Below are 21741 nucleotides of genomic sequence, written 5' to 3' on the forward strand. Positions count from 1 at the left end.
CCTGGACCATCGGAGGTTGAAGCAGAACCAAGGCGATACGTCGCCGACAATACCCTGCCCGCGAAGGGCGGTTCAATTTCCGATCAGGAAGCCGGCACCACCTGGCTCAACCGCCCCCCCAGCCTGACCGGTTCGATCCGCTTCGCCAGCCCCGTCGCGTCATCGGTTTCGACAAAGCAGCCGCACAGGGTCGCCTCCCCCTCCGCCGGGGCCAGTTTTTCGCCCGGCACCTTGCGCCAGAACCGCAGCGCGGCCGGCCCCTTCAGCATGCCGATCACGCTGTCGTAGTCACCGCACATGCCGGCATCGGTCATGTAGGCCGTGCCCCCCACCAGCACCTGGTGGTCGGCCGAGGGCGTGTGGGTATGCGTGCCCACCACCAGCGACACCCGCCCGTCGAAGGAATGCGCGAAGGAGAGTTTCTCGCTCGACGCCTCGGCATGGAAATCGACCACGATGGCCGACACACCCCCCGCCCCAAGCCGGTACGGCGCCAGCAGCGCCTGGGTGCCGCGGAAAGGGTCGTCCAGCGCCTCCATGAACAACCGACCCATTGCCTGCACCACCAGCGCCCGGCGGCCATCGGCCAGGACAACTTCGTAATGCCCTCGCCCCGGTGTGCCCGGCGGAAAATTCAGCGGGCGGATGACGCGGGGTTCGGTTTCAAGGAAGGGAATGATCTCCTTGCGGTCCCAGGCGTGGTTGCCGAGCGTGACCACATCGGCCCCCGCGACCAGGAAGGACCGCGCCATATCCGGCGCCAGGCCGAACCCGTGGGAGGCATTTTCCCCATTCAGCACCACCAGGTCGGCGGCCAGCCGGGCGCGCAGCCCGGGCAGGTGGGCCACGATCGCATCACGTCCGGAACGCCCGACAACGTCGCCCAAGAAAAGAATTCGCACGCAGTCAGGCTCCAGTGGCGATCAGGCCGGTTTCAGTGGCGATCAGGGGCAGCAGGGCGTCATGCGGCCCGGCCGGAACCTCCGGCATTTCCTGCGCGGCATAGGCGGCGCCGACCGCCGTGGCGTCAGGGAGGCGCGCGAGGGTGCGGTCGTAATAGCCACCGCCATAGCCCAGGCGGCGCCCGGCACGGTCGAAGGCCAGAAGCGGAACCAGCAGCCAGTCCGGGTCGATCCAATCGCCCTCGGCCGGGTGGCGCGTGCCCATCGGCCCGCTGGCCAGCGGTGCGCCGAAGCGCCAGCGGCGGAACCGCAGCGGCTGCCCACGCGGCGATGTCACCGGCAAGACCAGCGTGTGGCCGCGGCGTTCCAGGGCCGCGAGCAAGGGGCGGGGGTCGATCTCGGTTCCGAAGGGGGCGTAGCCCGCGACCACGGCGCCCGCAGGCGGGCGGGCCTGGGCCAGGATGTGGTCGGCCATCTGTACGCCCAGCAAGGGATCCCGCCCGATGCGGGCCGCGACGGCCTGTCGGCGCATCACGACCTTGGCGGCGCGCAAGGTCGGATCATCGGGCGTGTCGCCGGCCACGGCCGATTCCATCAATATGTCACCTGATCCAAAAAATAAGTGCGGAGCCGCCATGGCCGTCGGCGTGTCATCCTCCATGGACCTGCTGGTGCAGGTGGGCGCCAGGTACCCGGACCACGATCCGGGCAGAGCCAGCTCCCGGAGGTTGCTCATTGGCCCCGGGGATGTGCTTGCCTCAACTAACCGGGCAGCTCCGCCCGCTGCACTTAGGGCCGGTCGAGGGTCGCGGCAATGCCTTCAATACGTTCGGCCAGCCGCGCGATGCGTTCGGCCAGGCGCGGATCGCTGGCCGATGAGGCTTCGGCCGCCGGCAGCGGCGCCCCGCCACGGGCGGCCGACAGGTCCACCCGCATGTCGTGCAACTCATCCGCCAGCAGCAGCCCGGCCAGCAGCAGCAGGCGCGATTCGCCATACTGGCCGCCCATGGCGCGGATCGAGGCGACGCGGCGGTCGAGTTCGGCGGCCAGTGCCACCAGATGCGCTTCCTGCCCGTCCTCGCAGGAAACCGGGTGCGAATAGCCGCCGACGCGGACCGTGACCTGGGCCATCTTGGCTTATTCCTCGGCCGGGGCGCTGTTTTGCGGCCCCGACGCTGGCAAATTGGGTGCTGGCGGCTCGGCGGCGGCGCGCAACCGGGCCAGGGTCGCGTCCAGCCGGTCGGCCAGGGCGGCGAATTCGATGCGGCTGGCGCCGTCCTGCGGGGCGGATTCGCCGCGCGCGGCGGCATCCAGCCTGGCGCGGGCGGCATCGGCGCGGGCGGCCAGCAGGTCCAGCGCCGCGTCAAGCCGCGCCCAGGCCAGATCCTCGGGTGTCGTGTCCTCGGCGCTCACGGCAGCCTCGGGTCAGCAGATGTCGGCACGGGTAGAATCGTCGTGGCCTCGTTTGCTCCACGCCCAGGCCCTCGACAGGCGGCCTTGGCGATGCCTTGGCTTTACGCATGGCGGATAGGCAGGGTCAACCAGGAGTGAACAGCGCGGTCGCGGTGGAGGTGCGGGATACGGCCGAAGCAGCGGCGGTGCTGGCCACCGCCGGGGCTTTGGTGCCCTTGCTGCTATCCCCCCCGGGGGCCGCCGCATGGCTGGGTCCGCACGGCTGGGCCGCGTTGATCGCCGAGGCCGCGGCGCGGGTGCCCGGCGTCGCGCACCGGCACGCGCTGGATTGCGCCGCCGCCCCCGGCCATGCGCTGGCCGGGCTGCGCGCGGGCCTGCCGTGCCTGGTGCTGGACGGACGCCACCCGGGTTTTCCCGCCGTCGCGGCCGCGGCGGCCGAGGCCGGTGCCGCCCTTCTGCCTGAACGGCCAAAGGCACTGAACCTGGCCGGTCTGGACCTGGGTCGGCCCGCCGCGCTGGCCCGATTGCGGGCATTGATCGCCGCCTGGCCCCGATCCGGCGCGTGACAGCGCGCGGGGGTTCGGCTATGGCCGGCCCGCCCCATTCGGAAAGGTCTCAGGCCCATGAAGCTCACGCGCCGCGTCAAGGAAATCCTGTCCTGGTACGAGAGCGACAACCCCGGGACCAAGGCGAACCTCGCCCGCATCCTGATGGAAGGGAAGTTGGGCGGCACGGGCCGCATGGTCATCCTGCCGGTGGACCAGGGTTTCGAGCACGGCCCCGCACGGTCGTTCGGCCCGAACCCCGCGGCCTATGACCCGCATTATTTGTTCGAACTGGCGATCGAGGCCGGGCTGAACGCCTATGCCGCCCCGCTCGGCATGATCGAGGCCGGTGCCGCCACCTATGCCGGCGCGATCCCGACCATCCTGAAGGTCAACAGCAGCAACAGCCTGTCCACGACCAAGGACCAGGCCGTGACCGGCACCGTCGGTGACGCGCTGCGGCTTGGCTGCTCGGCGATCGGCTTCACGATCTACCCCGGCAGCGAATACCAGTTCGAAATGATGGAAGAACTGCGCGAACTGGCCGAGGAAGCCAAGGCCGCCGGCCTCGCCGTCGTCGTCTGGTCCTATCCGCGCGGCCCGATGCTGGACAAGACCGGTGAGACGGCCTTGGACATCGCGGCCTATGCCGCCCACATCGCCGCCCTGTCGGGCGCCCATATCATCAAGGTGAAGCCGCCGACGGCAGCCATCTCGCTTGATGCCGCGAAGAAGACCTACGAAAAGTTCCCGGTCGAGAACGACCCGGCCAAGCGCATCGCCCATATCGTGCAGGCCTGCTTCAACGGCCGGCGCCTGGTGGTGTTCTCGGGCGGTGAGGCCCGCAGCAACGAGAGCCTGCTGGACGACGTCCGCGCGATCCATGCCGGCGGCGGCAACGGCAGCATCGTCGGCCGCAACGCCTTCCAGCGCAGCAAGGCCGATGCCCTGGCGCTGCTGGCCAGCATCATCGAGGTCTACAAGACCAAGCTGTAAGTCGGGCGGGGGCGGCGCATCGCGCGCCGCCCCCTTCCCCTGGCGCGTCGCTGGCGTCACATGCATCGCATGGATGACGAACCCCGCGACCCCTGCCGCCTCTACCTGATCACCCCGCCGGTCTTCGACCCCCTGGCCTTTCGCGACCTGCTGGGCGCGGCGCTGGACGCGGGTGATGTGGCCGCCCTGCAAATCCGCCTGAAAGACGCGCCCGACGACGCCGTGAAGCGCGCCGTGGAAGCGCTGCTGCCCGTCGCCCAGGCCCGCAACGTCGCGGTGCTGCTGAACGACAACGCGGCCCTGGCGGTCGCGACCGGTTGCGATGGCGTGCACCTGGGCCAATCCGACGGCGACCATGCCGCCGCCCGCGGGCTATTGGGGCCGGACAGGATGCTTGGCATCACCTGCCACGCCAGCCGGGACCTGGCGATGAAGGCCGGCGAAATCGGCGCCGACTACGTCGCCTTCGGTGCCTTCTTCCCAACCGAGACCAAAGTGACGGAGCACGTCGCCGATACCGAGTTGCTGGAATGGTGGTCGGAGATCTTTGAGGTCCCCTGCGTCGCCATCGGTGGCATCACCGCCGAAAACTGCCCCCCGCTGGTTCGCGCCGGCGCCGATTTCCTGGCCGTGGTGGGTGCCGTGTGGAACCATCCGCAGGGGCCAGCCGCCGGGGTCCGGGCGATGAACGCCGCCATGGCCGGGGCCGAGGAAGGCTAGGCGATGGACGAAGTCACTTTCCACAGCCGCCTGCATCAGCCCGGTGCCATCCTGGATGTCGGCGCGCATGACGGATTGCTGACCATCCCCTTCTCCTGCCTGCCGGATAGCAGGGTCATCGCCTTCGAACCCCTGCCCCGGGCGTTCTCGCGCCTGGCCGCGGCGATGGCCGCGGCCCATGGCGGTGCCGTGCCGCCCCACGTCGCCCTGCATGCCGAGGCCCTGGGCGATCAGTCCGGGCGCATCACCCTGTCGATCCCCGTGCTGGATGGCGTCGCGCAGGAACAATGGGCCTCCACCGCCAAGGATTACGCCAGCTACGACCGGGGCCGCGTCGCGGTCGAACGCCTGACCGTGCCGATCCGCACCATCGATTCCCTCGGCCTCCGCGACCTGACCCACATCAAGATCGATGCCGAGGGCGCCGAATACGAAGTCCTGCGCGGCGCCCGGGACACCCTCCTGCGCTGCCGCCCGGTCATCACCGCCGAGGTCGAGGAACGCCACCGCGCCGGCTCCACCTGGGCGGTGCCGGCCTATCTGGACGCGCTTGGCTACGACGTGATGTTCGAACTCGGTGACCGCTGGTTCCCCGTGGCGGGGCTGGACCGCGCGACGATGCAGCGCGCCAGCCCCGACCCCAGCGTGTTCGAGGCATCGGACCCCTACGTCTTCATCTTCTACGCCTTGCCGCGCGAAAACGCGGCGGCGCTGCTGGCGAGGCTTGCATGATCCGAACAGTCCTGGGCGACATCGCACCCGAAACGCTCGGCCGCACGCTGATGCATGAACACATCATCTGCGACATCACGCCGCCTTCCCTGCGTGGCGTGCCCGGCTTCGACGCCCCCATCACCATGCAAAGCCGCTTCGACATCGACTACGGCCGCAAGCGGCACACGGCCAAATTCCAATTGCTGGACCAGGAGCTTGCGATCGCCGAGGTCGCGTCCTTCGCCGAGGATGGCGGCCAGGCGATCGTCGAACTGACCATCGGAGGGCTGGACCCTGACCCCGTGGCCCTGGCCGAGATCTCCCGCGCCACGGGTGTCGCCATCATCATGGGCTGCGGCCACTACACCGAGGAATTCCAGGCCCCCGCCAACCACGACCGCACGGTCGAGGATTTTGCCGCCGAGATGATCGCCGCAGTCCGCACCGGCGCCTGGGGGACGGACATCCGCGCCGGGATCATCGGCGAAATCGGCTGTTCCGCGCCCTGGACCGCGCTGGAACGGCGCGTGATGACGGCCGCGGTGCTGGCCCAGCAGGAAACCGGCGCCAGCATCACCATCCACCCCGGCGTGGATCCGGACCAGCCGGCCGAGATCATCGCCTTTATCCGCGCGCTGGGCGGCGATGTGTCGCGCACCATCATCGATCATGTGGACCGCACGATATTCGACACCGACCGGCTGCTGCGCCTGGCCGACACCGGCTGCGTGCTGGAACTGGACCTGTTCGGCTACGAACACGCCTATTGGTCCTTCGCCCCGGTGGACATGCCGAACGATGGCCAGCGCATCCAGATGCTGCGCGCCCTGGCGGATGCGGGGCATGGCGACCGCATGCTGATTTCGCAGGATATCTGCCGGCTGACGCGGCTGCGCGCCTTTGGCGGGCACGGCTATGGCCATATCCTCCGCAACGTCGCGCCGCTTATGCTGGAGCGCGGTTTTTCCGCCGCCGAGGTCGACCAGGTGCTGGTTCATTCGCCGCGCCGGTTGCTGACCTTCGCCTGACGGTTCAGGCTTTCGGCCCCACTGACGTCCAGGAAATCCGGTCCATGATCACGATCTACGGCGTGTTGCGCTCCCGCGCGTCACGCAATGTCTGGCTGCTGCATGAAATGGGTCGCGAGTTCCGCCACGTCCCGGTGATTCAGGTTGGGCGCCTGGCCGATCCCGCGTCAGCGATCAACACGCGCTCGGCCGACTTCCTGGCCATCAATCCCAATGGCCTGATCCCCAGCATGGATGACGACGGGCTGGTCCTGCACGAATCCCTCGCCATCAACCTGCATCTGGCGCGCAAATACGGCGGCGCCCTTGGCCCGGCCGATGCGGTCGAGGACAGCCAGATGGGGATGTGGACGCTTTGGGCCGCGACCAATGTGGAGCCCCACAGCATCCAGGTGCTCTACAACCGCGCCGCCAAGCCGGTGGCGGAACGCGATGCCGCGCTGGCCGATGCGTCAGTGGCGGCCCTGCGCGGGCCCGTGGCTGTGCTGGAGCTGCACCTGGCGCAGTCCGGTTTCCTGGTCGGCGGGCGCTTCACCGTCGCGGACGTCAACGTGGCGGAGGTGATGCGCTACGCCCTGCCCGCGCCGGAACTCTTCACCGAGGCACCAGCGGTGCGTGCCTGGATCGCCGCCTGCCACGCGCGGCCGGCGTTCAAGCGGATGATGGCGGAACGGGACGCCGAGGCCTGATGATCAGGGTGGGGGGCGACCCGCCCCCCATTCTTTAGAACCGGTAGCGGAAGCCGGCGGTCAGGGTGTTGGAGCCTTCCCAGACCCCGTTGATGTTCCCGAAGATGCCGGACCGGTGCACGTAGCGCAGCACGACGGCGTTCTGCGGCGCGGACGGCAGGGCGAAGGTGATTTCCGGCGACAGGTTGTTCAGCCACTTGCTGGTATTTTCTTCGGGCATCGCCGCGGTGCCCGTCTCGGCTGCCGGCAGGCGAGTCACGTAGTCCGGCCCGACGAAGACGCCGATGGTGGTGTAGACGTAATCCGTCCAAGGGAAGCCGTCGTAGGAAACGCCGACGTTGGCCCAGAACTCGCCACCTTCAGTCTGGCCGAAGCGGTAATAGCCGCCGGCCTCGGCGCTGACCGTGAAGAAGCGCCAGAACCGGGCGAGTTGCCTGTTCAGGCCGGCGCCGACCACCGTATCGTCGCCGTAGGTGCCGTTCTGGGGTGAGACGATCAACTCGCGCAGATAGCCGTCGGTCACCGATGTGCCGACGTAGAGGCTCGCGGCCCATGGCCGGGCGTCGGAGAGGGTGCGCGCCCTTTCGGCACGTTCCCCGGCGGAGGCGGGTGCCGCCAGACCCAGGACCAGGCCCGCGCCAAGCACCGTCGCACGCAGAATTGCGCGGAAATCAAACGCCATCACCCATAAATCCCCGAACGACTGATTTGCCGCTACACTACGTAAAGCAACTGGCCAAGGGCCGGCGCAAGAAACTGCGCGCAGCATGACCTCATTGCCATGTCTTCGGCATGCGTTCAGGCAAAGGGCCAGCCGCCCAGCCACAGCGTATCGGCCACCCGCGGCACCCCCGCCGCCAGCATCACAAGTCGGTCAAAGCCCAGGGCAATACCGCTGGTCGGCGGCAACCCGGCATCCAGCGCCGCCAGGAAATCCTCATCCACCGGCCAGCCCGGCGCATCCGGGTGCAGCCGCGCCCGGTCGGCGACGTCACGGATGAAGCGGGCGCGCTGTTCGCCAGGGTCGGTCAACTCGTCAAAGGCGTTGGCGAGTTCGATGCCGGCGACAAACACCTCGAACCGCAGGGCGCAGCGGGGATCGGTGGGGTCGCGCCGGGCCAACGCCGCCTGCGGCGTGGGCCAATGGGTCAGGAAGGTGCCGGTGTCCCGCCCGATCCGGGGTTCCACATGGTCCAGCATCAGGCGGAAGAAGGCGTCTTCCCAGGATAGGTCGTCCGGCAGCGGGTGCCCGGCGGCGCCGGCGGCGGCCAACAGGGCCGGGCCATCGCCCTCCCCATCGGGGCTGACCGTCGCCAGCAGATCGATCCCGCACCAGCGCGCGAAGGCGTCCTGCATGCGCAGGCGCTCAAACGGCCGCGTCACATCGGTCGTCACGCCATCATGCGTGGCCACGGCGGGCAGCATCGCACGGACATATGCCTCGGTCTGGTCCATCAGGTCGGCCAGCGAGGCGCCGGGCGCATACCATTCCAGCATGGTGAATTCCGGCGCGTGGCGCGGGGAGACCTCGCCATTGCGCCAGACGCGCGCCAGTTCGAAGACCGGCCCCGCCCCCGCCACCAGCAATCGCTTCAACGCCAGTTCCGGGCTGGTCCGCAACCAGAGCCGCGTCGCCTCCCCACGGCCCAGGTGCGGGCGGAATTCCGTGTCAAAACCGTGAAGATGCACTTCCATGCCGGGCACCGGGACCAGGGCTGGCGTTTCCACCTCCATGAAACCCCGCGCGGAAAACCAGGCGCGAGTGGCGGCGGCCATGGCCGCGCGGGCGCGCAGCGCGGGCAGGCGGTCGGCGAGTGAGGCCGGGTGCCAGGGGGCTTTTGGAGGTGCAGGCGTCATGACTGCTGCGTGGCAGGCTGCCGCCGCCTGCGCTAGAGGCTGCCGCATGGAACCCACGATCCGATCCGCCGCAGGGCTGGTGGCCGCCGGCCTGCTACCTGCGGCGCTGCAGGCTGACGCCGCCGCCGTCGCCAAACGCTACGCCATCGCCGTCAGCCCGGCCGTCGCGGCCCTGATCGACCGAGCCGACCCGGCGGACCCGATCGCGCGCCAGTACGTGCCCGACGCGGCCGAACTGGTGACCGCCCCCTGGGAAATCGACGACCCCACCGCCGATGCGCCCTTTACCCCGATCAAGGGCGTGGTCCATCGCTACCCGGACCGGGCCTTGCTCAAGCCCCTGCTGGCCTGTCCCGTCTATTGCCGCTTCTGCTTCCGCCGAGAGGTCGTGGGCCCCGGCGGCGGCGTGCTGACCGATGCGGAACTGGATGCGGCGCTGGATTGGTTCGCCGCCACAACCGCGATCACCGAGGTCATCCTGACCGGCGGCGACCCGCTGATGCTGGCCCCGCGCCGGCTGGCCCGGATCGTGGCGCGGCTATCGGCCATCCCGCATGTCCAGGTCATCCGCCTGCATACCCGCGTGCCGGTGGCCGACCCGGCCCGGGTCACGGAGGCGCTGGTGGCGGCGCTGGACAGCGAAAAAGCCGTCTTCATCTGCGTCCATGCCAACCACGCGCGGGAATTCTCGATCGCCGCCCGCGATGCCTGCCGGCGGCTGACCGCGGGCGGCATCCCCTTGCTGGGCCAGTCTGTCCTGCTGCGCGGCGTGAACGACAGCACCGCAGCGCTGGAGGATCTGTTCCGCGCCATGCTTAGGTCGCGGATCAAGCCCTATTACCTGCATCAGCTCGACAACGCGCCCGGCACCGCACGGTTCCGCGTGCCGCCAGAGGAGGGGCTGGCCCTGGTCGGCGCCCTGCGCGGGCGGGTCACGGGCCTCGCCTGGCCGACCTATGTGGTCGAGGCACCGGGCGGCGCGGGCAAGCGGCTGGTGTCCGCCGCATGACCGGGCTCGCCTGGGCCTTGGGCGGGCTGTGCGCGGTGTTGCTGGCGGTGCATCTGCTCAGCATCGGCATCGCCTTGTGGCGGCTGCGCCGTCGCCGAAGCCTCCCGGTGCCGCCATCAGCCCCTGGCGTCAGCATCATCCGCCCGGTCTGCGGGATCGAGCCTTATGTGGCGGAAACGCTGGCATCCGGCTTCCTGCTGGATTGGCCGGAGTACGAACTGGTGTTCTGCGTCCAGCGCGAGGACGACCCGATCGTGCCTGTCGTGCAGCGCCTGATGGCCGCCCATCCCAGTGTCTCGGCGCGCCTGCTGGTCGGCGATGAACGGGTGAACGCCAACCCAAAGCTGAACAACTGCATCAAGGGCTGGGCGGCGGCGCGGCACGCCTGGGTGGTGCTGGCCGATTCCAACGTGCTGATGCCGCCCGACTATATCCAGCACCTGATGGCCGCCTGGCGCCCGAATACCGGACTGGTCTGCTCGACCCCGCTCGGCAGCCGGCCGGAGGGGTTTTGGGGTGAGGTGGAATGCGCCTTCCTCAATACCTTCCAGGCGCGTTGGCAATATGTTGGTGAGGCGGTCGGCCTCGGCTTCGCCCAGGGCAAGAGCATGCTGTGGCGGCGCGACATCCTGGATGCACGCGGCGGCATCGCGGCCTTGGCGGCCGAAATCGCCGAGGACGCTGCGGCGACCAAGATCGTGCGCGCGGCCGGGCTGCATGTGCATCTGGTGGACAGCCCCTTCGAACAACCGATCGGCCCCCGCCGGCTGAAGGAGGTCTGGGGGCGCCAGTTGCGTTGGGCCAGGCTGCGCCGCGTGACCTTCCCGGCCTTTTTCGCGCCGGAGGTTTTTTCGGGCGCCGCGGTGCCGCTCCTTGCGGGTTGCGGGGCGGCCGCAGCCGCCGGGACCAGCGTGACCGGCGCCGCGGTCGCGGTGCTGGCCGTATTCTACGGGGCCGAGGCGTTGCTCGCCCGGGCCAAGGGCTGGCACATGTCCTGGGCCTGGGCCGCCGCCTTGCCGGTGCGGGACATCATCATCCCCGCCATGTGGGTCGCGGCCTGGACCGGCGCGCAGGTGGTCTGGCGCGGCAATCGCATGAATGTGGAGGAAAAGCCGGCGGCGTGATCCCATATGCGGGACAACAGGATCAAAAGGGACAGTCTATGCGCAACTTCCTCATTCAGGCCGCGATCACCGCCGTGGGCGTCTGGCTCGCGACCGAGATCGTGCCGGGCGTCTCTGCCCGCGGAACCGGGACGATCGTGCTGACGGCCCTGGTGCTCGGGCTGCTGAACGCCACCTTGCGGCCGGTCTTCGTCATCCTGTCGCTGCCGCTGACCATCCTGACCTTTGGGCTGTTCCTGCTGGTGGTGAACGCGGCGATGCTGGCGCTGGCGGCCTGGATGCTGCCTGGGCTGTCGATCGGGGGGTTCTGGTCGGCGGTCTTCGCCGGGGTGGTGATCTCGGTGGTGTCCTGGGTCATCGCCGGCGCGCTGACCGACAAGCGGGGCTGAAATCACGCTTGCGTGGCGGCCCCGGGGCCTCTCCAATACGGCCATGATGGATTCCATGGCGCCCCGGTCGCTGCGCGAGGATGAGGTCTGGGCGGTCTTCGCCTCCTTTGGGCGCAAGCACCGCGTGGCCGCGATCCACCCCACCAGGGCGGCAGCGGAGGCCGACCAGGCGTGGCGTGCCTCCCAGGTGCAGGCCTACACCGGCTTCATCCGCAGCCTGGAACAGCCTGTCCCCGTCTATAGCGTGACCACGGTGAAGCGGGCGGAACTGCCCAAGGGCTGGACCCCGCTGCCCGCCCTGGGCTTTTTGCGCGGCCGCATGGCCTGACGGCAAGCATTGCGCGCCGTCGCAGGTTGCCCTCGGGGCGCCCGGCGACTAAACCGCCCGCCGACCCCGCGCGTCGCAAGACCGCGCCTGTTGCTTCACACCCAAACCAGAGACGTCAGGCCCCCATGGCAAAGATGCAAGCCAACCAGATGCGCGCCGGCATGGTCATCGAGTTCGAAGGCGCCCGCTACACGATCCTGCGCCAGAACATCATGATCCCCGGCAAGGGCAATGCGATCATCCAGGTCGACATGCGCAACATCAAGACGGGGTCGAAGAAGGACCAGCGCTGGCGCACCGCCGACGTCGTCGAGCGCCTGACCACCGAGGACAAGGAATTCGCCTATTCCTACGCCGAGGGCGATACGCTGGTCCTGATGGACCCGGAAACCTACGAACAGACCGTCGTGCCGAAGGATATCCTCGGCGAACGCCTGCCGTATCTTCAGGAAAACATGAAGGTCCAGGTCCGCCTGATCGAAGGCGAGCCGGTGGCGATGGAATTGCCGGAACTCGTGACCTGCGAGATTGCGGAGGCCGATCCGGTCGTGAAGGGGCAGACCGCCTCCTCCTCCTACAAGCCCGCCATCCTGACCAACGGGATCAAGGTCATGGTGCCGCCCTTCGTGACCGCCGGCGAGAAGATCGTCGTCCGCACCGAGGACAGCACCTACATGGAACGGGCGAAGGGCTAACCCCGATGGCCCCGGACGATGACGTGCCAGCGCCGCCCCCGACAGGAACGCTGCGCGCGCGTCCGGGCACCAAGAAGCCGGAGATGCCGGCCGGGCCCGTGCGCCCGGACGCGCCCCCGCCGACCCGCCCCCGCCGCCCGCGCCTGGAACGTGGCGAAGGCCCGCCGCCGGCGCGCGTCGAGGCCCCGAACCGGCGCGAGTCGGGCGGCCCCTCCTCCCGCCTGTCGCCCGCGCTGACCGTCGTCGTGGCCGCCGTCCGCAAGGCCGGCCGCGCGCTGCTGAAGGATTTTGGCGAGGTCGAGAACCTCCAGGTCTCCATGAAGGGTCCCGGCGATTTCGTCAGCCAGGCGGACCTAAAGGCGGAAAAAACTCTGCGTGCCGATCTGCTGAAGGCGCGGCCGAATTTCGGCTTCCTGATGGAAGAATCGGGCCTGTCGGGCAACGAGGACTGGGAATACCGCTGGGTGGTCGATCCGCTCGACGGCACCACGAATTTTTTGCACGGCATCCCGCACTGGGCGATTTCGGTCGCCGTCGAGAAGCGCGGCAATGACCGGACGCCGGATGAGGTCGTGGCCGGGGTCATCTACAACCCCGCGTCCGACGAGTTGTTCTGGGCGGAGAAGGGCAATGGCGCCTTCCTCAACGACCGGCGCCTGCGGGTTTCCGGGCGCCGGAACATGCTGGACGCCGTCTTTGCCACGGGCATCCCCTTCGCGGCCGTACCGCGCAAGGCGGAGTTCACCACCATTCTCCAAAAAATCATGCCGCAGGTGTCGGGCGTGCGGCGCTTCGGTGCGGCGGCGCTGGACCTGGCCTGGGTCGCGGCCGGCCGTTTCGACGGCTACTGGGAACTCGGCGTCCAGAAGTGGGACATCGGTGCGGGCTTGCTGCTGGTGAAGGAAGCCGGTGGTTTCGTCAGCGACCCCGATGGCGGTGACTGTTGGACGAACGGCAATGTGGTCGCCGGCAACCCCCATCTGCAGCCGGTGCTGCGGGGTGTGGTGGCCGAGGGCATTGCCGCCGTCGCCAACGCCCGCGCCGCGCGCAGCGGCGGCTGAACCGCCCGCGTGAGCGCCGCCACGGGGGTCGTCGTTGCGTGGACGTGCCCCGTCCCGCCCGGTAGGGTGCGGCGCACCATGCATTTTCTTCTCCTCCTGCTTGTCCTGCTGGCTCCCCCCGCACTCGCGCAGCGGGGGGGCGCGCCGATTCGCCCGATCCCGTCGGAACCCGCCGCTGCACCGCCGCCGGCCGCGGAACTCGCCATCACCGCCGCGCCGTCCCACACCCCGCCGCCGCGCCCGATCCCGCCGGTCGTCATGGCCGCCGGCATGGAAGCCTTGCCCGGTGGCGGCTGGCGGCTTGGTGGCGATGCCGCCGCGCGGGACCGGCTGGATGCCTCGGTGACCGCGGCCCTGGCGGAAATCGCCAGCCACCTGGCGGAACAGACCACCGGCCGCGTCACCGTGATAGCCGAGGTCGCGGGCCCCGCCGACGACCGATCCGCCGCCCGCCGCGCCTCGCTGGTCGCGGCGCGGGCCGTGAAACGGTCGCTGGAGGCCGGCGGACTTGACCCGACCCGGATCGACATGCGCCCGCTCGGCCGCACCGCCACCCCGCGCAGCCTGGTGGACGTGCTGCCGCCCGGTATTCAACGCGACACGCCCGCCGCACCGCCACCACGGACCCCGCCCCCGCGATGACCCGTCCGACGATTTTCCTTTGGCGCATGCTGGGCTTCCTGGCTGCCGTCACGGCCCTCTGCGCGGCGCTGTCGGGCGAGTTGTCGCATGCCTTCGCCGCCAATCCCGTGCTGAACGCGGTGATCTTTGGCGTGCTGTTGCTCGGCATCGCCTGGAACATCCGCCAGGTGGTGTGGTTGGAGCGGGAAGTGTCCTGGCTTGAGGGCTTTCGCGCCCCGCGCCCCGGCCAGGCGGCACGCCGGCCGCCGCAGTTGCTGGCGCCGATGGCATCGATGCTGGCGGCCCGGCGCAGCGAACGCCTGTCGCTGTCGGCCCCGGCGATGCGATCGGTGCTGGATGGCATCGGCTCGCGGCTGGACGAAAGCCGCGAACTGTCGCGCTACGTCACCGGGCTTTCGATCTTCCTCGGCCTGCTCGGCACGTTCTGGGGGCTGATCATGACGATCGGCGCGGTGGCCGATGTCATCAACGGCATGTCGGTCGGCTCGGGCGACCTGAACGCGTTGTTCAACCAGTTGAAGTCGGGGCTGGCGCAGCCGCTGACCGGGATGGGGATCGCCTTCTCCTCCTCCATGCTCGGGCTGGCCGGGGCGCTTGTGCTGGGCTTCCTCGACCTCACCGCGGGCCAGGCGCAGAACCGCTTCTACAATGAGTTGGAGGAATGGCTTGCCGGCCTGACCCGCCTGTCGTCCGGGTCGCTCGGTGGCGGAGAGAGCGAGGGCGGCTCGATCCCCGCCTATGTCCAGGCGCTGCTGGAACAGACCGCCGAGAACATGGAAGGCCTGCAAACCGTGCTGGCGCGTGGCGAGGAAAGCCGGATGCAGGGTAACAACGCCCTGCTGACCCTGACCGAACGCCTGACCGTGCTGACCGAACAGATGCGCGCCAGCCAGTCGCTGATGCAGCGCGTCGCTGAAACCCAGGCCTCGCTGGCGCAGACCCTGACCCCGGCGCTGACGCGTCTGGCCGAAGCCTCCGGCACCGTGGTGCTGGACGAGGGCAGCCGGGGGCATCTGCGGAACCTGGAACTCTACCTGGCGCGCATGCTGGAGGAGACGGCGGCCGGTCGCACCCAGTCGACGTCGGAACTGCGCAGCGAAATCAAGATCCTGGCCCGCACCATCGCGTCGCTGGCCGAGGAGCAGCCGCGATCATGAGCCCGGGCTGAGCCATGGCCTCCTTCGGCCGCAGGCGTGACCGCGAAGCGCTGAACCCTTGGCCTGGCTACGTGGATGCGCTCGCCACGCTGCTGATGGTGATCATCTTCGTGCTGCTGGTCTTCGTGCTGGCGCAGGGGTTCCTGTCCGTCACGCTGTCCACCCGCGACCGCGCGCTGGACCGGCTGAACCGCCAGGTGGCGGAACTGGCCGAATTGCTGGCGCTGGAACGCGGCCAGGTCGGCGAATTGCGCGCCAGCCTGGGCCGCACCCAGGATGAATTGCGCGCCGCGACCGCCGCACGCGACAGCGCCCAAGGCCAGGTCGCCACCCTGCGCGACGCCGCCGCCCGCGCCACCGCCGACCGCGACACGGCACGCGCGGAATCGCAGCGCCTGTCGGCCCGCCTGACCGACCTGGACCTGTCTGCCCGCGGCGGCGCCGATCGCATCCAGGCGCTGGAACAACGGCTGGCCGAAGCCCTCGCCCGGGCCGAGGCCGTCGGCGGCGACGCGACGCAGGTTGCCCGTTCGCTGACCGAAGCCCGCCGCGCCCTGGCCGCGGAACGCACAGCCCTGGAACAGGCCCGGCAGGAGATCGAGGGCCAGCGCACCGCACGCACGGCGGCCGAAACCGCGACCGTCGCCGAACGGACCACGCGCGAAAGGCTGGAACGCGACCTGACGGCCGCGGCCCGCGACCTGGCATCCGCCCGTGCGGAGATGACCGAGGCGCAGCGCCTGATCGCCCGCCTGCGGGAGGAGGCGGCGAACCTCGACCGCCAGGTCGTCGTCGGGCAGGAAACCATCGAGGCACGCCTGGCCGACCTCGCGCGCCTGACCGAACAGACCCGCGCGCTGACCGCGTTGCGCGACCAGTTGGAACGCCAGGCGCAGGCCGCGCTCGCCCGCGCCGGCGACGAGGAACGCCGCCGCGCCGTGGCCGAGGCCGCCGCGACCGAAGCCAACCGCGCCCGCGCCGCGGCCGAGGGCACCACCGCCGAGGCCGCCCGCGCCCGCACCGCCGCCGATGCCGTCGCCGCCACCGCCATCGCCGCCGCGCGTGATGCCGCATCCGGACGGGCCGAGGCCGAGGCCCGCGCCGCCGAACAGACCCGCCTGGCCGAAAGCGCCCGCGCCCAGGTCGCCCTGCTGACCCAGGCGGCCGAGGCGCTGCGCGCCGAACTCGCCCGCATGGCGGCGATCCTGGATGCAGAGGAACGCGCCGGCCGCGACCGCGACGCGCAGATCACCCTGCTGGGCCAGCGCCTGAACGCGGCGCTCGCTGCGCGCGTCGAGGAATTGCAGCGCTACCGCAGCGACTTCTTCGGCCGGTTGCGCCAGGTGCTGGGCGATCGCCAGGACGTGCGGATCGTCGGCGACCGCTTCGTGTTCCAGTCCGAGGTCCTGTTTCCGGTGGGTTCGGCTGAATTGTCCCCCGCCGGCGAACGCCAGATCCGCGACATCGGCCGCGTGCTGCTGGACATCGCCGCCCGCATCCCGCCCGAGGTGCAATGGCTGCTGCGCGTCGACGGCCACGCCGACCGTGCACCGATCCGCGGCACGGGGCGCTTCGCGACGAACTGGGAATTGTCCTCCGCGCGGGCGCTTTCGGTGGCCAATGTGCTGATGAGCGAGGGGTTGCCGCCGGATCGCGTCGCCATCACCGCCTTCGCCGAATTCCAGCCGCTGGATGGGGCCGACACGGCGGAAGCGCGCGCGCGCAACCGGCGCATCGAACTTCGGCTGACCGACCGATGACCCTGACCGTGCCGCGCCACACCTTGCTGGCGCATCGCATGGCGGCGCTGCGCGATGCCGCGACTCCGCCCGAAGCCTTCCGCCGCCTGCTGGCGGAAATCGGCACCATCCTGGCCGTCGCCGCCACCGCCGACCTGCCGGGGGCGACGCGCGCCGTGGCCACGCCGATGGAGACCATGACGCATCCCGTCCTCGCCGGGCCGGAACCGGCGCTGGTGCCGATCCTGCGCGCCGGCCTGGGGCTGCTGGAGGGCGCGCGCCGCGTGCTGCCCGACGCGCCGGTCGGACATATCGGGCTGGCACGGAACGAACACACCTTGCAGCCGGCCGAATACCTGCGCCGCCTGCCGCCCGACGCCGCGGCGCGGGGCGTCTTGCTGCTGGACCCGATGCTGGCGACCGGCGGCAGCGCCGTGGCCGCCTGCACATTGCTGAAATCGGCCGGCGTCACCGCGATCCGCATGCTTGTGGTCGTGGCGGCGCCCGAAGGGGTCGCGGCCATGGCGGCTGCCCATCCCGATGTGCCGATCTGGGCCGCGGCGCTGGACCGTGGGCTGAATGCCCAGGGCTTCATCATGCCCGGCCTGGGCGATGCCGGGGACCGGTGTTTCGGGACCGAGGCGGGTTAAAGAAACCGCGCCTCGAACGGCGGCATCAGGTCGGGTGCCTCGAATTCCACCACCCAGAGGTCGGGGTCGCGCTTCACCGCCCGTTCGACATAGGCGTTAAGCGTCTGCTCATCGACCGGGGCGGCGCCGGTTGCGCGCAGCCAGGCCGGGCGGCCCTCCGCATCGCGCACCTGGCTTAGCGCCACCTGCCCTTCCCGCCCGATCAGCACCGCCAGGATGCCGCCGCTGTCGGGGTCGCCCTTGCGCAATACGGCCGCGGGACGGCCCGCGATATCGGATAGGCGCACGGCCATTTGCACCCAAAGGGCCGCCTTGATTTTCGGTTCCATGGCCGGACCCTGCCAGCAGCGGCGCCCCGCCACCAGCACCCCCTTGCCGGGGCAGCCCCGTCTTGCGACATCCCTGCCACGAACCGATGCATGCACCTTGGGGATTGTGATGGCCGACACCAAGACGATGACCGCCGCCCAGCGCGCCTATGAGGAAAAGCGGGCGAAGAAGGCCGGGCTGACCCTGGATCGCTGGCTCGCGACCAAGGAAGCCGACCGCGCCGCCGAAGCCCGCGCCGCCGCCCCCCCGCCGCCGCCGAAGCCGGAAAAGAAGCCCGGGTTCTTCGGGCGCCTGCTGGAACGCGCGCAGAAGCCGCTGTAGCGCGTCAAACCATCCGCAGCAGCGTCCCGTCGCGGCGGATGGCCTGGTGGAAGATCACGCCCCCGATGTGCATCACCAGCGCCACGACGATCACATAGGCGACGGTGGTGTGGCCAAGGGCAAGCCATTCCGCCAGCGGCACATTCGCCTCCATGAACTTCGGCAAATTGATGAAGCCGAGGTAGGCGGTGGACCCCGACATCGGAAAGCCCCAGGCGTTGGTGGCGAAAAAACCCAGGATCGGTTGCAGGATCAGCGCCGTGTACAGCACGTGGTGCACCACGGCGGCCGCCTTCTGGAACACGGGCGGAATGCTGTCGGGCAAGGGCGGCGGCGGATTGAACAGGCGCCAGGCCAACCGCAACACCGCCACGAAGAACAGCGTCAGCCCGGCCGATTCATGAATGGCATAGAGCGCGAACTTGGTCGGCGCGAACTCGTCCTTGAAGCCGCCGGCCAGGAAACTCAGGATGAACCCGAAAGTCAGCGCGATGGCGAGCAAGACCACGGTGATCCAGTGGAACCATTTTGCCGGGGCCGAGTAACCCCGCACCGGTTCGCCGTTCAAGGTGATGGTGTCTTGCATATCCGACTCCGTGTCTGCGTCATTGCAAATACCACCACGTCGCGTAGGCCAAAGGGAATAGAAGCCGGGTGATCGCGGCCCATGCCGATTGGAGCACCGATCCCCGCAAGCGCTGGGTGACCGTCGCGCGGCGGAACGCGGCGGGGTGGACGGCCACCGCCGCGCGACCGGTCGGCGACCCGGCGGCCCTGGTCGCGGGTTTTTTGGGCGAAGGCGGGCCGGTGGCCCTGGGGCTGGACCTGCCGCTTGGCCTGCCGCGCGGCTTCGCCCGCGGCTGCGCGGAGCCCGACTTTCCGGCATTCCTGCGTGGGCTGGCGACGCGGCCGGGGTTCTTCGACGTGAACCCGACCCTGGCCACGATCAGCCGCGACGCCCCCTTCTACCCGGCGCGCGGCATCAAGGGCATGACGCGGCTGTCGCATGCCCAGGCACTCGGCTTGGCCGACGCCGCCGGCCTGTCGCGCGCCTGCGACCGGGCGACGGCGGAACGCCCCGCCGGCGCCCCGCTGTTCTGGACCCTGGGCGCCAACCAATCCGGCAAGGCCGCCATCGCGGCCTGGCGCGATTGGCTGGCGCCAGGGCTATGTGCAGGGGCGCCCTACAGGCTCTGGCCGTTCGAGGGTGGGCTGCACGCCCTGCTGGCCCCGGGCCAGGCCGCCCTGGCCGAGGTTTATCCCGCCGAGGCGATGCGGCACATCGGCGTGCGCTTGGCAGGCAGCAAACGCGCCCAGGCTCCACGATGCGCGGCTGGCGACGCGCTGCACGCCGCGATGGCGCGGCTGCGGGTCGCCCCCGATGCGGCGCTGACCGCGGCCATCGCCGATGGGTTTGGCACCGACGCCGCTGGCGAGGACCGGTTCGACAGCCTGCTCGGACTGCTCGGGTTGATCGGGGTGATCGACGGGGTGCGGCCGGACAGCATCCCGGACGACCCCTGGATCAGGCGCTGGGAAGGCTGGGTGCTGGGCCAAGCAGCGCCGCGACCTCCCCAGGGTCTGTAAAGCTGGCTGACAATCCGATCGTCAGCCGGCGCCGAGAACCCGCCGCGCCGCCGCCAGGCCCAGCAGGGCCATGCCAAAGAGCGCCAGCGACGCCGGCTCGGGAATCGGGGTCACGCTGGGGTTTGCGCCAAGGGTCGCGATAGTGCCGGTATTGCCCCGGCTATTTGCCACATCCGCGGCGAAGAAGTAGCCGCCCGCATTGGCCACGAAATCCAGGGTGCTCAGTCCACCGGCCCGCGTGACGGTGAAGCCCAGGTCCCCGAAATAGCCGCGGCTGCTGCCATTGCCACCGGATTTGAGGATGGCATCGCTGAAGCTGCCATACGGCGTCGACGGGAACCCGCCAGCGTCGGAGTAGGACAGCACCAGCGCGCTCCCGTTCGGGGCGATGAAATTCCCGCCGACCGGCGTGGTGATCGCGACGGTCAGGGCGCCGGCAAGGTTGAAGGTGAACGGCGTCTTGTTGCCGGTATTGATGAAGCCGAACCCGGTGGGCAGATCGACGAAGACATCGACCGCATTGGCGCCGTTCTGGGTCAACGTCACGGAGCCCAGGGGCTGCGAGAATTGCGCCACCTGGGTCTGGGTGAAGTCGAAAGTCAGCGTCGGACCGGCATGCGCCGCCATCGAGACGGCCAGGAAGGCGAATGCGGCCAAGGTGACATTCGACAGGCGGGTCATGCTTGCATCCTCTGAACAACAATCCGCCGTCCTGGGCGGGGTTGGTGCAGGGAACAGCAGATTTTATGCCAAGCCGATTTTTTATTATATATCAATCGATTAAAATGTTACCGTCACGATCCGAGACACGGCGCGTCAAATTCGCCGACACGCCACGCCGTATCTGGCGCGCCCCCTACTCCGGCGGCGCATAAAGCCCCGCCGCCAATGCCGCCTGCGTCGCCAGCGCCACCGTCAGGTCCAGGGTCGGGGTCGCCACCCCGGCCATGCGCGCCAGCTCCAGCGGCAGGCGGAACAGCGCCTCCACCTCCATCGGCCGGCCAAGTTCCAGGTCCTGCAGGATCGACGGCTTGTGCTGCGTGGTCAGGCTGCGTTCGATCCTCTGGCGTCCGCTCAGCTTCTGCGGCCGGCCGAAGGCCGTGGCGATGGCGGCGGCTTCGTCGGTCATCAGGATCGCGGCCTCCCGCACCACGGGGTCTCTGTAGCTGTCGGCGATGGTGCGGCGGGTCAGCAGGCACAGCGGCCCGCCGCCGAGGTTGCCCATCAGCTTGGCCCAGACCTCGGTGCGGATGTCGTCGATGTCGGGGCTGGCCATGCCGCCGGCGTCCAGGGCCTGGCGCAGCGCCGACAGGCGGGGCGACGTGCTGCCGTCGATTTCGCCGATGAGCACGCGGTTGGTGGTGCTGGCGACGTTCACCACGCCGGGTTCCACCACGGTGCAGGCCGAATAGACCACGCCACCGATCGTGCGTTCGATGCCGACCGCATCGCGCAACGCGCCGCCGGGGTCGACCTGCGGCAAGCGGCGACCGTCCAGCGGCCCGCCATGCTTGTCGAAATACCACCAGGGAATGCCGTTCATCACGAAGGCGACCGCCGTGTCGGGCCCCAGCAGCGGCGCGATGCCGGCGGCGACCGATGGCAGCGACGGCGCCTTGACCGTGACGATCACCGCATCCTGCACGCCCAGCGCCGCCGGGTCGGCACTGGCCCGGGGATGGGTGACGAAGGTGCCATCTGGTGCGCGGACTTCCAGCCCCTTGCCCTGGATCGCCGCCAGATGCGCGCCGCGTGCGACCAGGCTGACATCGGCCCCGCCCTTGGCCAGCCGGCCCGCGACATGCCCGCCGATGGCGCCGGCCCCGAATACACAGATCTTCATGG

The 21741-nt window shown here is 69.8% G+C and carries 28 protein-coding genes and 1 other RNA gene; 18 read left to right on the forward strand and 11 right to left on the reverse strand.

Features of this window, described 5'->3' with window-relative positions; genetic code table 11:
* Window positions 1-83: 83 nt before the first annotated feature.
* From ACQW02_RS15495 to ACQW02_RS15515, 5 genes are all read right to left on the reverse strand, one after another.
* The gene (locus ACQW02_RS15495) at window positions 84-902 is read right to left on the reverse strand and encodes a TIGR00282 family metallophosphoesterase (RefSeq protein WP_431280813.1); all 819 of its coding nucleotides are present in this window, start codon (window positions 900-902) and stop codon (window positions 84-86) included.
* A 4-nt stretch (window positions 903-906) separates the two neighbouring features.
* Complete coding sequence (locus ACQW02_RS15500) at window positions 907-1497, reverse strand: 5-formyltetrahydrofolate cyclo-ligase (RefSeq protein WP_431280814.1); 591 nt, start codon at window positions 1495-1497, stop codon at window positions 907-909.
* A 28-nt stretch (window positions 1498-1525) separates the two neighbouring features.
* Window positions 1526-1682, reverse strand: a non-coding RNA gene (gene ssrS / locus ACQW02_RS15505) — 6S RNA.
* Window positions 1683-1691: 9 nt separating this feature from the next.
* Entirely contained in the window at window positions 1692-2033 is a 342-nt protein-coding gene (locus ACQW02_RS15510; RefSeq protein ID WP_431280815.1) for a cell division protein ZapA, read from the reverse strand.
* 6 nt (window positions 2034-2039) lie between these two features.
* The gene (locus tag ACQW02_RS15515) at window positions 2040-2315 is read right to left on the reverse strand and encodes a hypothetical protein (protein ID WP_431280816.1); all 276 of its coding nucleotides are present in this window, start codon (window positions 2313-2315) and stop codon (window positions 2040-2042) included.
* A gap of 134 nt (window positions 2316-2449) precedes the next feature.
* Between ACQW02_RS15515 and ACQW02_RS15520 the strand changes: the two genes are divergently transcribed.
* From ACQW02_RS15520 to ACQW02_RS15545, 6 genes are all read left to right on the forward strand, one after another.
* Entirely contained in the window at window positions 2450-2881 is a 432-nt protein-coding gene (locus ACQW02_RS15520) for a hypothetical protein (RefSeq protein ID WP_431280817.1), read from the forward strand.
* A 57-nt stretch (window positions 2882-2938) separates the two neighbouring features.
* On the forward strand, window positions 2939-3856 hold the full coding sequence (locus ACQW02_RS15525; protein ID WP_431280818.1) for a class I fructose-bisphosphate aldolase: 918 nt from the start codon (window positions 2939-2941) through the stop codon (window positions 3854-3856).
* Window positions 3857-3925: 69 nt separating this feature from the next.
* Window positions 3926-4576: a thiamine phosphate synthase gene (gene thiE / locus ACQW02_RS15530; RefSeq protein ID WP_431280819.1), complete on the forward strand. Its 651-nt coding sequence runs from the start codon at window positions 3926-3928 to the stop codon at window positions 4574-4576.
* A 3-nt stretch (window positions 4577-4579) separates the two neighbouring features.
* Window positions 4580-5308, forward strand: coding sequence for an FkbM family methyltransferase (locus ACQW02_RS15535; RefSeq protein ID WP_431280820.1), 729 nt, complete (start codon window positions 4580-4582; stop codon window positions 5306-5308).
* A complete protein-coding gene (locus ACQW02_RS15540; protein ID WP_431280821.1) occupies window positions 5305-6318 on the forward strand; it encodes a phosphotriesterase family protein in 1014 nt (337 codons plus the stop codon). The genes ACQW02_RS15535 and ACQW02_RS15540 overlap by 4 nt, the downstream gene beginning before the upstream one ends.
* Before the next feature lie 44 nt (window positions 6319-6362).
* Complete coding sequence (locus ACQW02_RS15545; protein WP_431280822.1) at window positions 6363-7007, forward strand: glutathione S-transferase family protein; 645 nt, start codon at window positions 6363-6365, stop codon at window positions 7005-7007.
* Between the two features lie 34 nt (window positions 7008-7041).
* On the opposite strand, the gene ACQW02_RS15550 is transcribed toward ACQW02_RS15545, so the two are convergent.
* Together ACQW02_RS15550 and epmA are read right to left on the reverse strand one after the other, a co-directional pair.
* A complete protein-coding gene (locus ACQW02_RS15550) occupies window positions 7042-7689 on the reverse strand; it encodes a hypothetical protein (protein WP_431280823.1) in 648 nt (215 codons plus the stop codon).
* Between the two features lie 116 nt (window positions 7690-7805).
* Window positions 7806-8864, reverse strand: coding sequence for an EF-P lysine aminoacylase EpmA (gene epmA, locus ACQW02_RS15555; RefSeq protein ID WP_431280824.1), 1059 nt, complete (start codon window positions 8862-8864; stop codon window positions 7806-7808).
* Between the two features lie 46 nt (window positions 8865-8910).
* Here epmA and ACQW02_RS15560 point away from each other — a divergent pair, with 46 nt between their 5' ends.
* The 10 genes from ACQW02_RS15560 (at window position 8911) to upp (ending at window position 17658) form a co-directional block, all read left to right on the forward strand.
* Window positions 8911-9873 carry a lysine-2,3-aminomutase-like protein gene (locus tag ACQW02_RS15560; protein WP_431280825.1) on the forward strand — a complete coding sequence of 321 codons (963 nt, stop codon included), beginning with the start codon at window positions 8911-8913 and terminating at the stop codon, window positions 9871-9873.
* Window positions 9870-10997 (forward strand): ceramide glucosyltransferase, encoded by a 1128-nt coding sequence (locus ACQW02_RS15565; RefSeq protein WP_431280826.1) that lies wholly within the window; start codon window positions 9870-9872, stop codon window positions 10995-10997. The genes ACQW02_RS15560 and ACQW02_RS15565 overlap by 4 nt, the downstream gene beginning before the upstream one ends.
* 38 nt (window positions 10998-11035) lie before the next feature.
* Window positions 11036-11386 (forward strand): phage holin family protein, encoded by a 351-nt coding sequence (locus ACQW02_RS15570; RefSeq protein WP_431280827.1) that lies wholly within the window; start codon window positions 11036-11038, stop codon window positions 11384-11386.
* 55 nt (window positions 11387-11441) lie between these two features.
* Entirely contained in the window at window positions 11442-11714 is a 273-nt protein-coding gene (locus tag ACQW02_RS15575; protein WP_431280828.1) for a hypothetical protein, read from the forward strand.
* Window positions 11715-11839: 125 nt separating this feature from the next.
* Window positions 11840-12409: an elongation factor P gene (gene efp, locus ACQW02_RS15580; RefSeq protein ID WP_431280829.1), complete on the forward strand. Its 570-nt coding sequence runs from the start codon at window positions 11840-11842 to the stop codon at window positions 12407-12409.
* Between the two features lie 233 nt (window positions 12410-12642).
* Window positions 12643-13470 (forward strand): inositol monophosphatase family protein, encoded by an 828-nt coding sequence (locus tag ACQW02_RS15585; RefSeq protein ID WP_431285911.1) that lies wholly within the window; start codon window positions 12643-12645, stop codon window positions 13468-13470.
* Between the two features lie 78 nt (window positions 13471-13548).
* The gene (locus ACQW02_RS15590) at window positions 13549-14112 is read left to right on the forward strand and encodes a hypothetical protein (protein WP_431280830.1); all 564 of its coding nucleotides are present in this window, start codon (window positions 13549-13551) and stop codon (window positions 14110-14112) included.
* Window positions 14109-15269, forward strand: coding sequence for a flagellar motor protein MotA (locus ACQW02_RS15595; protein WP_431280831.1), 1161 nt, complete (start codon window positions 14109-14111; stop codon window positions 15267-15269). The genes ACQW02_RS15590 and ACQW02_RS15595 overlap by 4 nt, the downstream gene beginning before the upstream one ends.
* Window positions 15270-15283: 14 nt before the next feature.
* The gene (locus ACQW02_RS15600) at window positions 15284-17029 is read left to right on the forward strand and encodes a peptidoglycan -binding protein (protein ID WP_431280832.1); all 1746 of its coding nucleotides are present in this window, start codon (window positions 15284-15286) and stop codon (window positions 17027-17029) included.
* A complete protein-coding gene (gene upp, locus ACQW02_RS15605; protein ID WP_431280833.1) occupies window positions 17026-17658 on the forward strand; it encodes a uracil phosphoribosyltransferase in 633 nt (210 codons plus the stop codon). Before ACQW02_RS15600 ends, upp begins: the two co-directional genes overlap by 4 nt.
* Here the strand turns inward: upp and ACQW02_RS15610 are convergent.
* Window positions 17655-17987, reverse strand: coding sequence for a DUF1491 family protein (locus ACQW02_RS15610; protein WP_431280834.1), 333 nt, complete (start codon window positions 17985-17987; stop codon window positions 17655-17657). The genes upp and ACQW02_RS15610 overlap by 4 nt on opposite strands.
* Window positions 17988-18096: 109 nt before the next feature.
* Between ACQW02_RS15610 and ACQW02_RS15615 the strand changes: the two genes are divergently transcribed.
* A complete protein-coding gene (locus tag ACQW02_RS15615; RefSeq protein ID WP_431280835.1) occupies window positions 18097-18309 on the forward strand; it encodes a hypothetical protein in 213 nt (70 codons plus the stop codon).
* Between the two features lie 4 nt (window positions 18310-18313).
* Here the strand turns inward: ACQW02_RS15615 and ACQW02_RS15620 are convergent, their stop codons facing one another.
* Window positions 18314-18895 (reverse strand): cytochrome b, encoded by a 582-nt coding sequence (locus ACQW02_RS15620; protein ID WP_431280836.1) that lies wholly within the window; start codon window positions 18893-18895, stop codon window positions 18314-18316.
* A 68-nt stretch (window positions 18896-18963) separates the two neighbouring features.
* On the opposite strand from ACQW02_RS15620, the gene ACQW02_RS15625 reads away from it, so the two are divergent.
* On the forward strand, window positions 18964-19896 hold the full coding sequence (locus tag ACQW02_RS15625) for a hypothetical protein (protein WP_431280837.1): 933 nt from the start codon (window positions 18964-18966) through the stop codon (window positions 19894-19896).
* A gap of 21 nt (window positions 19897-19917) precedes the next feature.
* On the opposite strand, the gene ACQW02_RS15630 is transcribed toward ACQW02_RS15625, so the two are convergent.
* Entirely contained in the window at window positions 19918-20577 is a 660-nt protein-coding gene (locus ACQW02_RS15630) for a PEP-CTERM sorting domain-containing protein (protein ID WP_431280838.1), read from the reverse strand.
* A gap of 175 nt (window positions 20578-20752) precedes the next feature.
* Window positions 20753-21739, reverse strand: coding sequence for a ketopantoate reductase family protein (locus ACQW02_RS15635; RefSeq protein WP_431280839.1), 987 nt, complete (start codon window positions 21737-21739; stop codon window positions 20753-20755).
* Between the last annotated feature and the right edge of the window lie 2 nt (window positions 21740-21741).

The sequence above is a fragment of the Humitalea sp. 24SJ18S-53 genome, from assembly GCF_050632385.1.
GTDB lineage: Bacteria > Pseudomonadota > Alphaproteobacteria > Acetobacterales > Acetobacteraceae > Humitalea.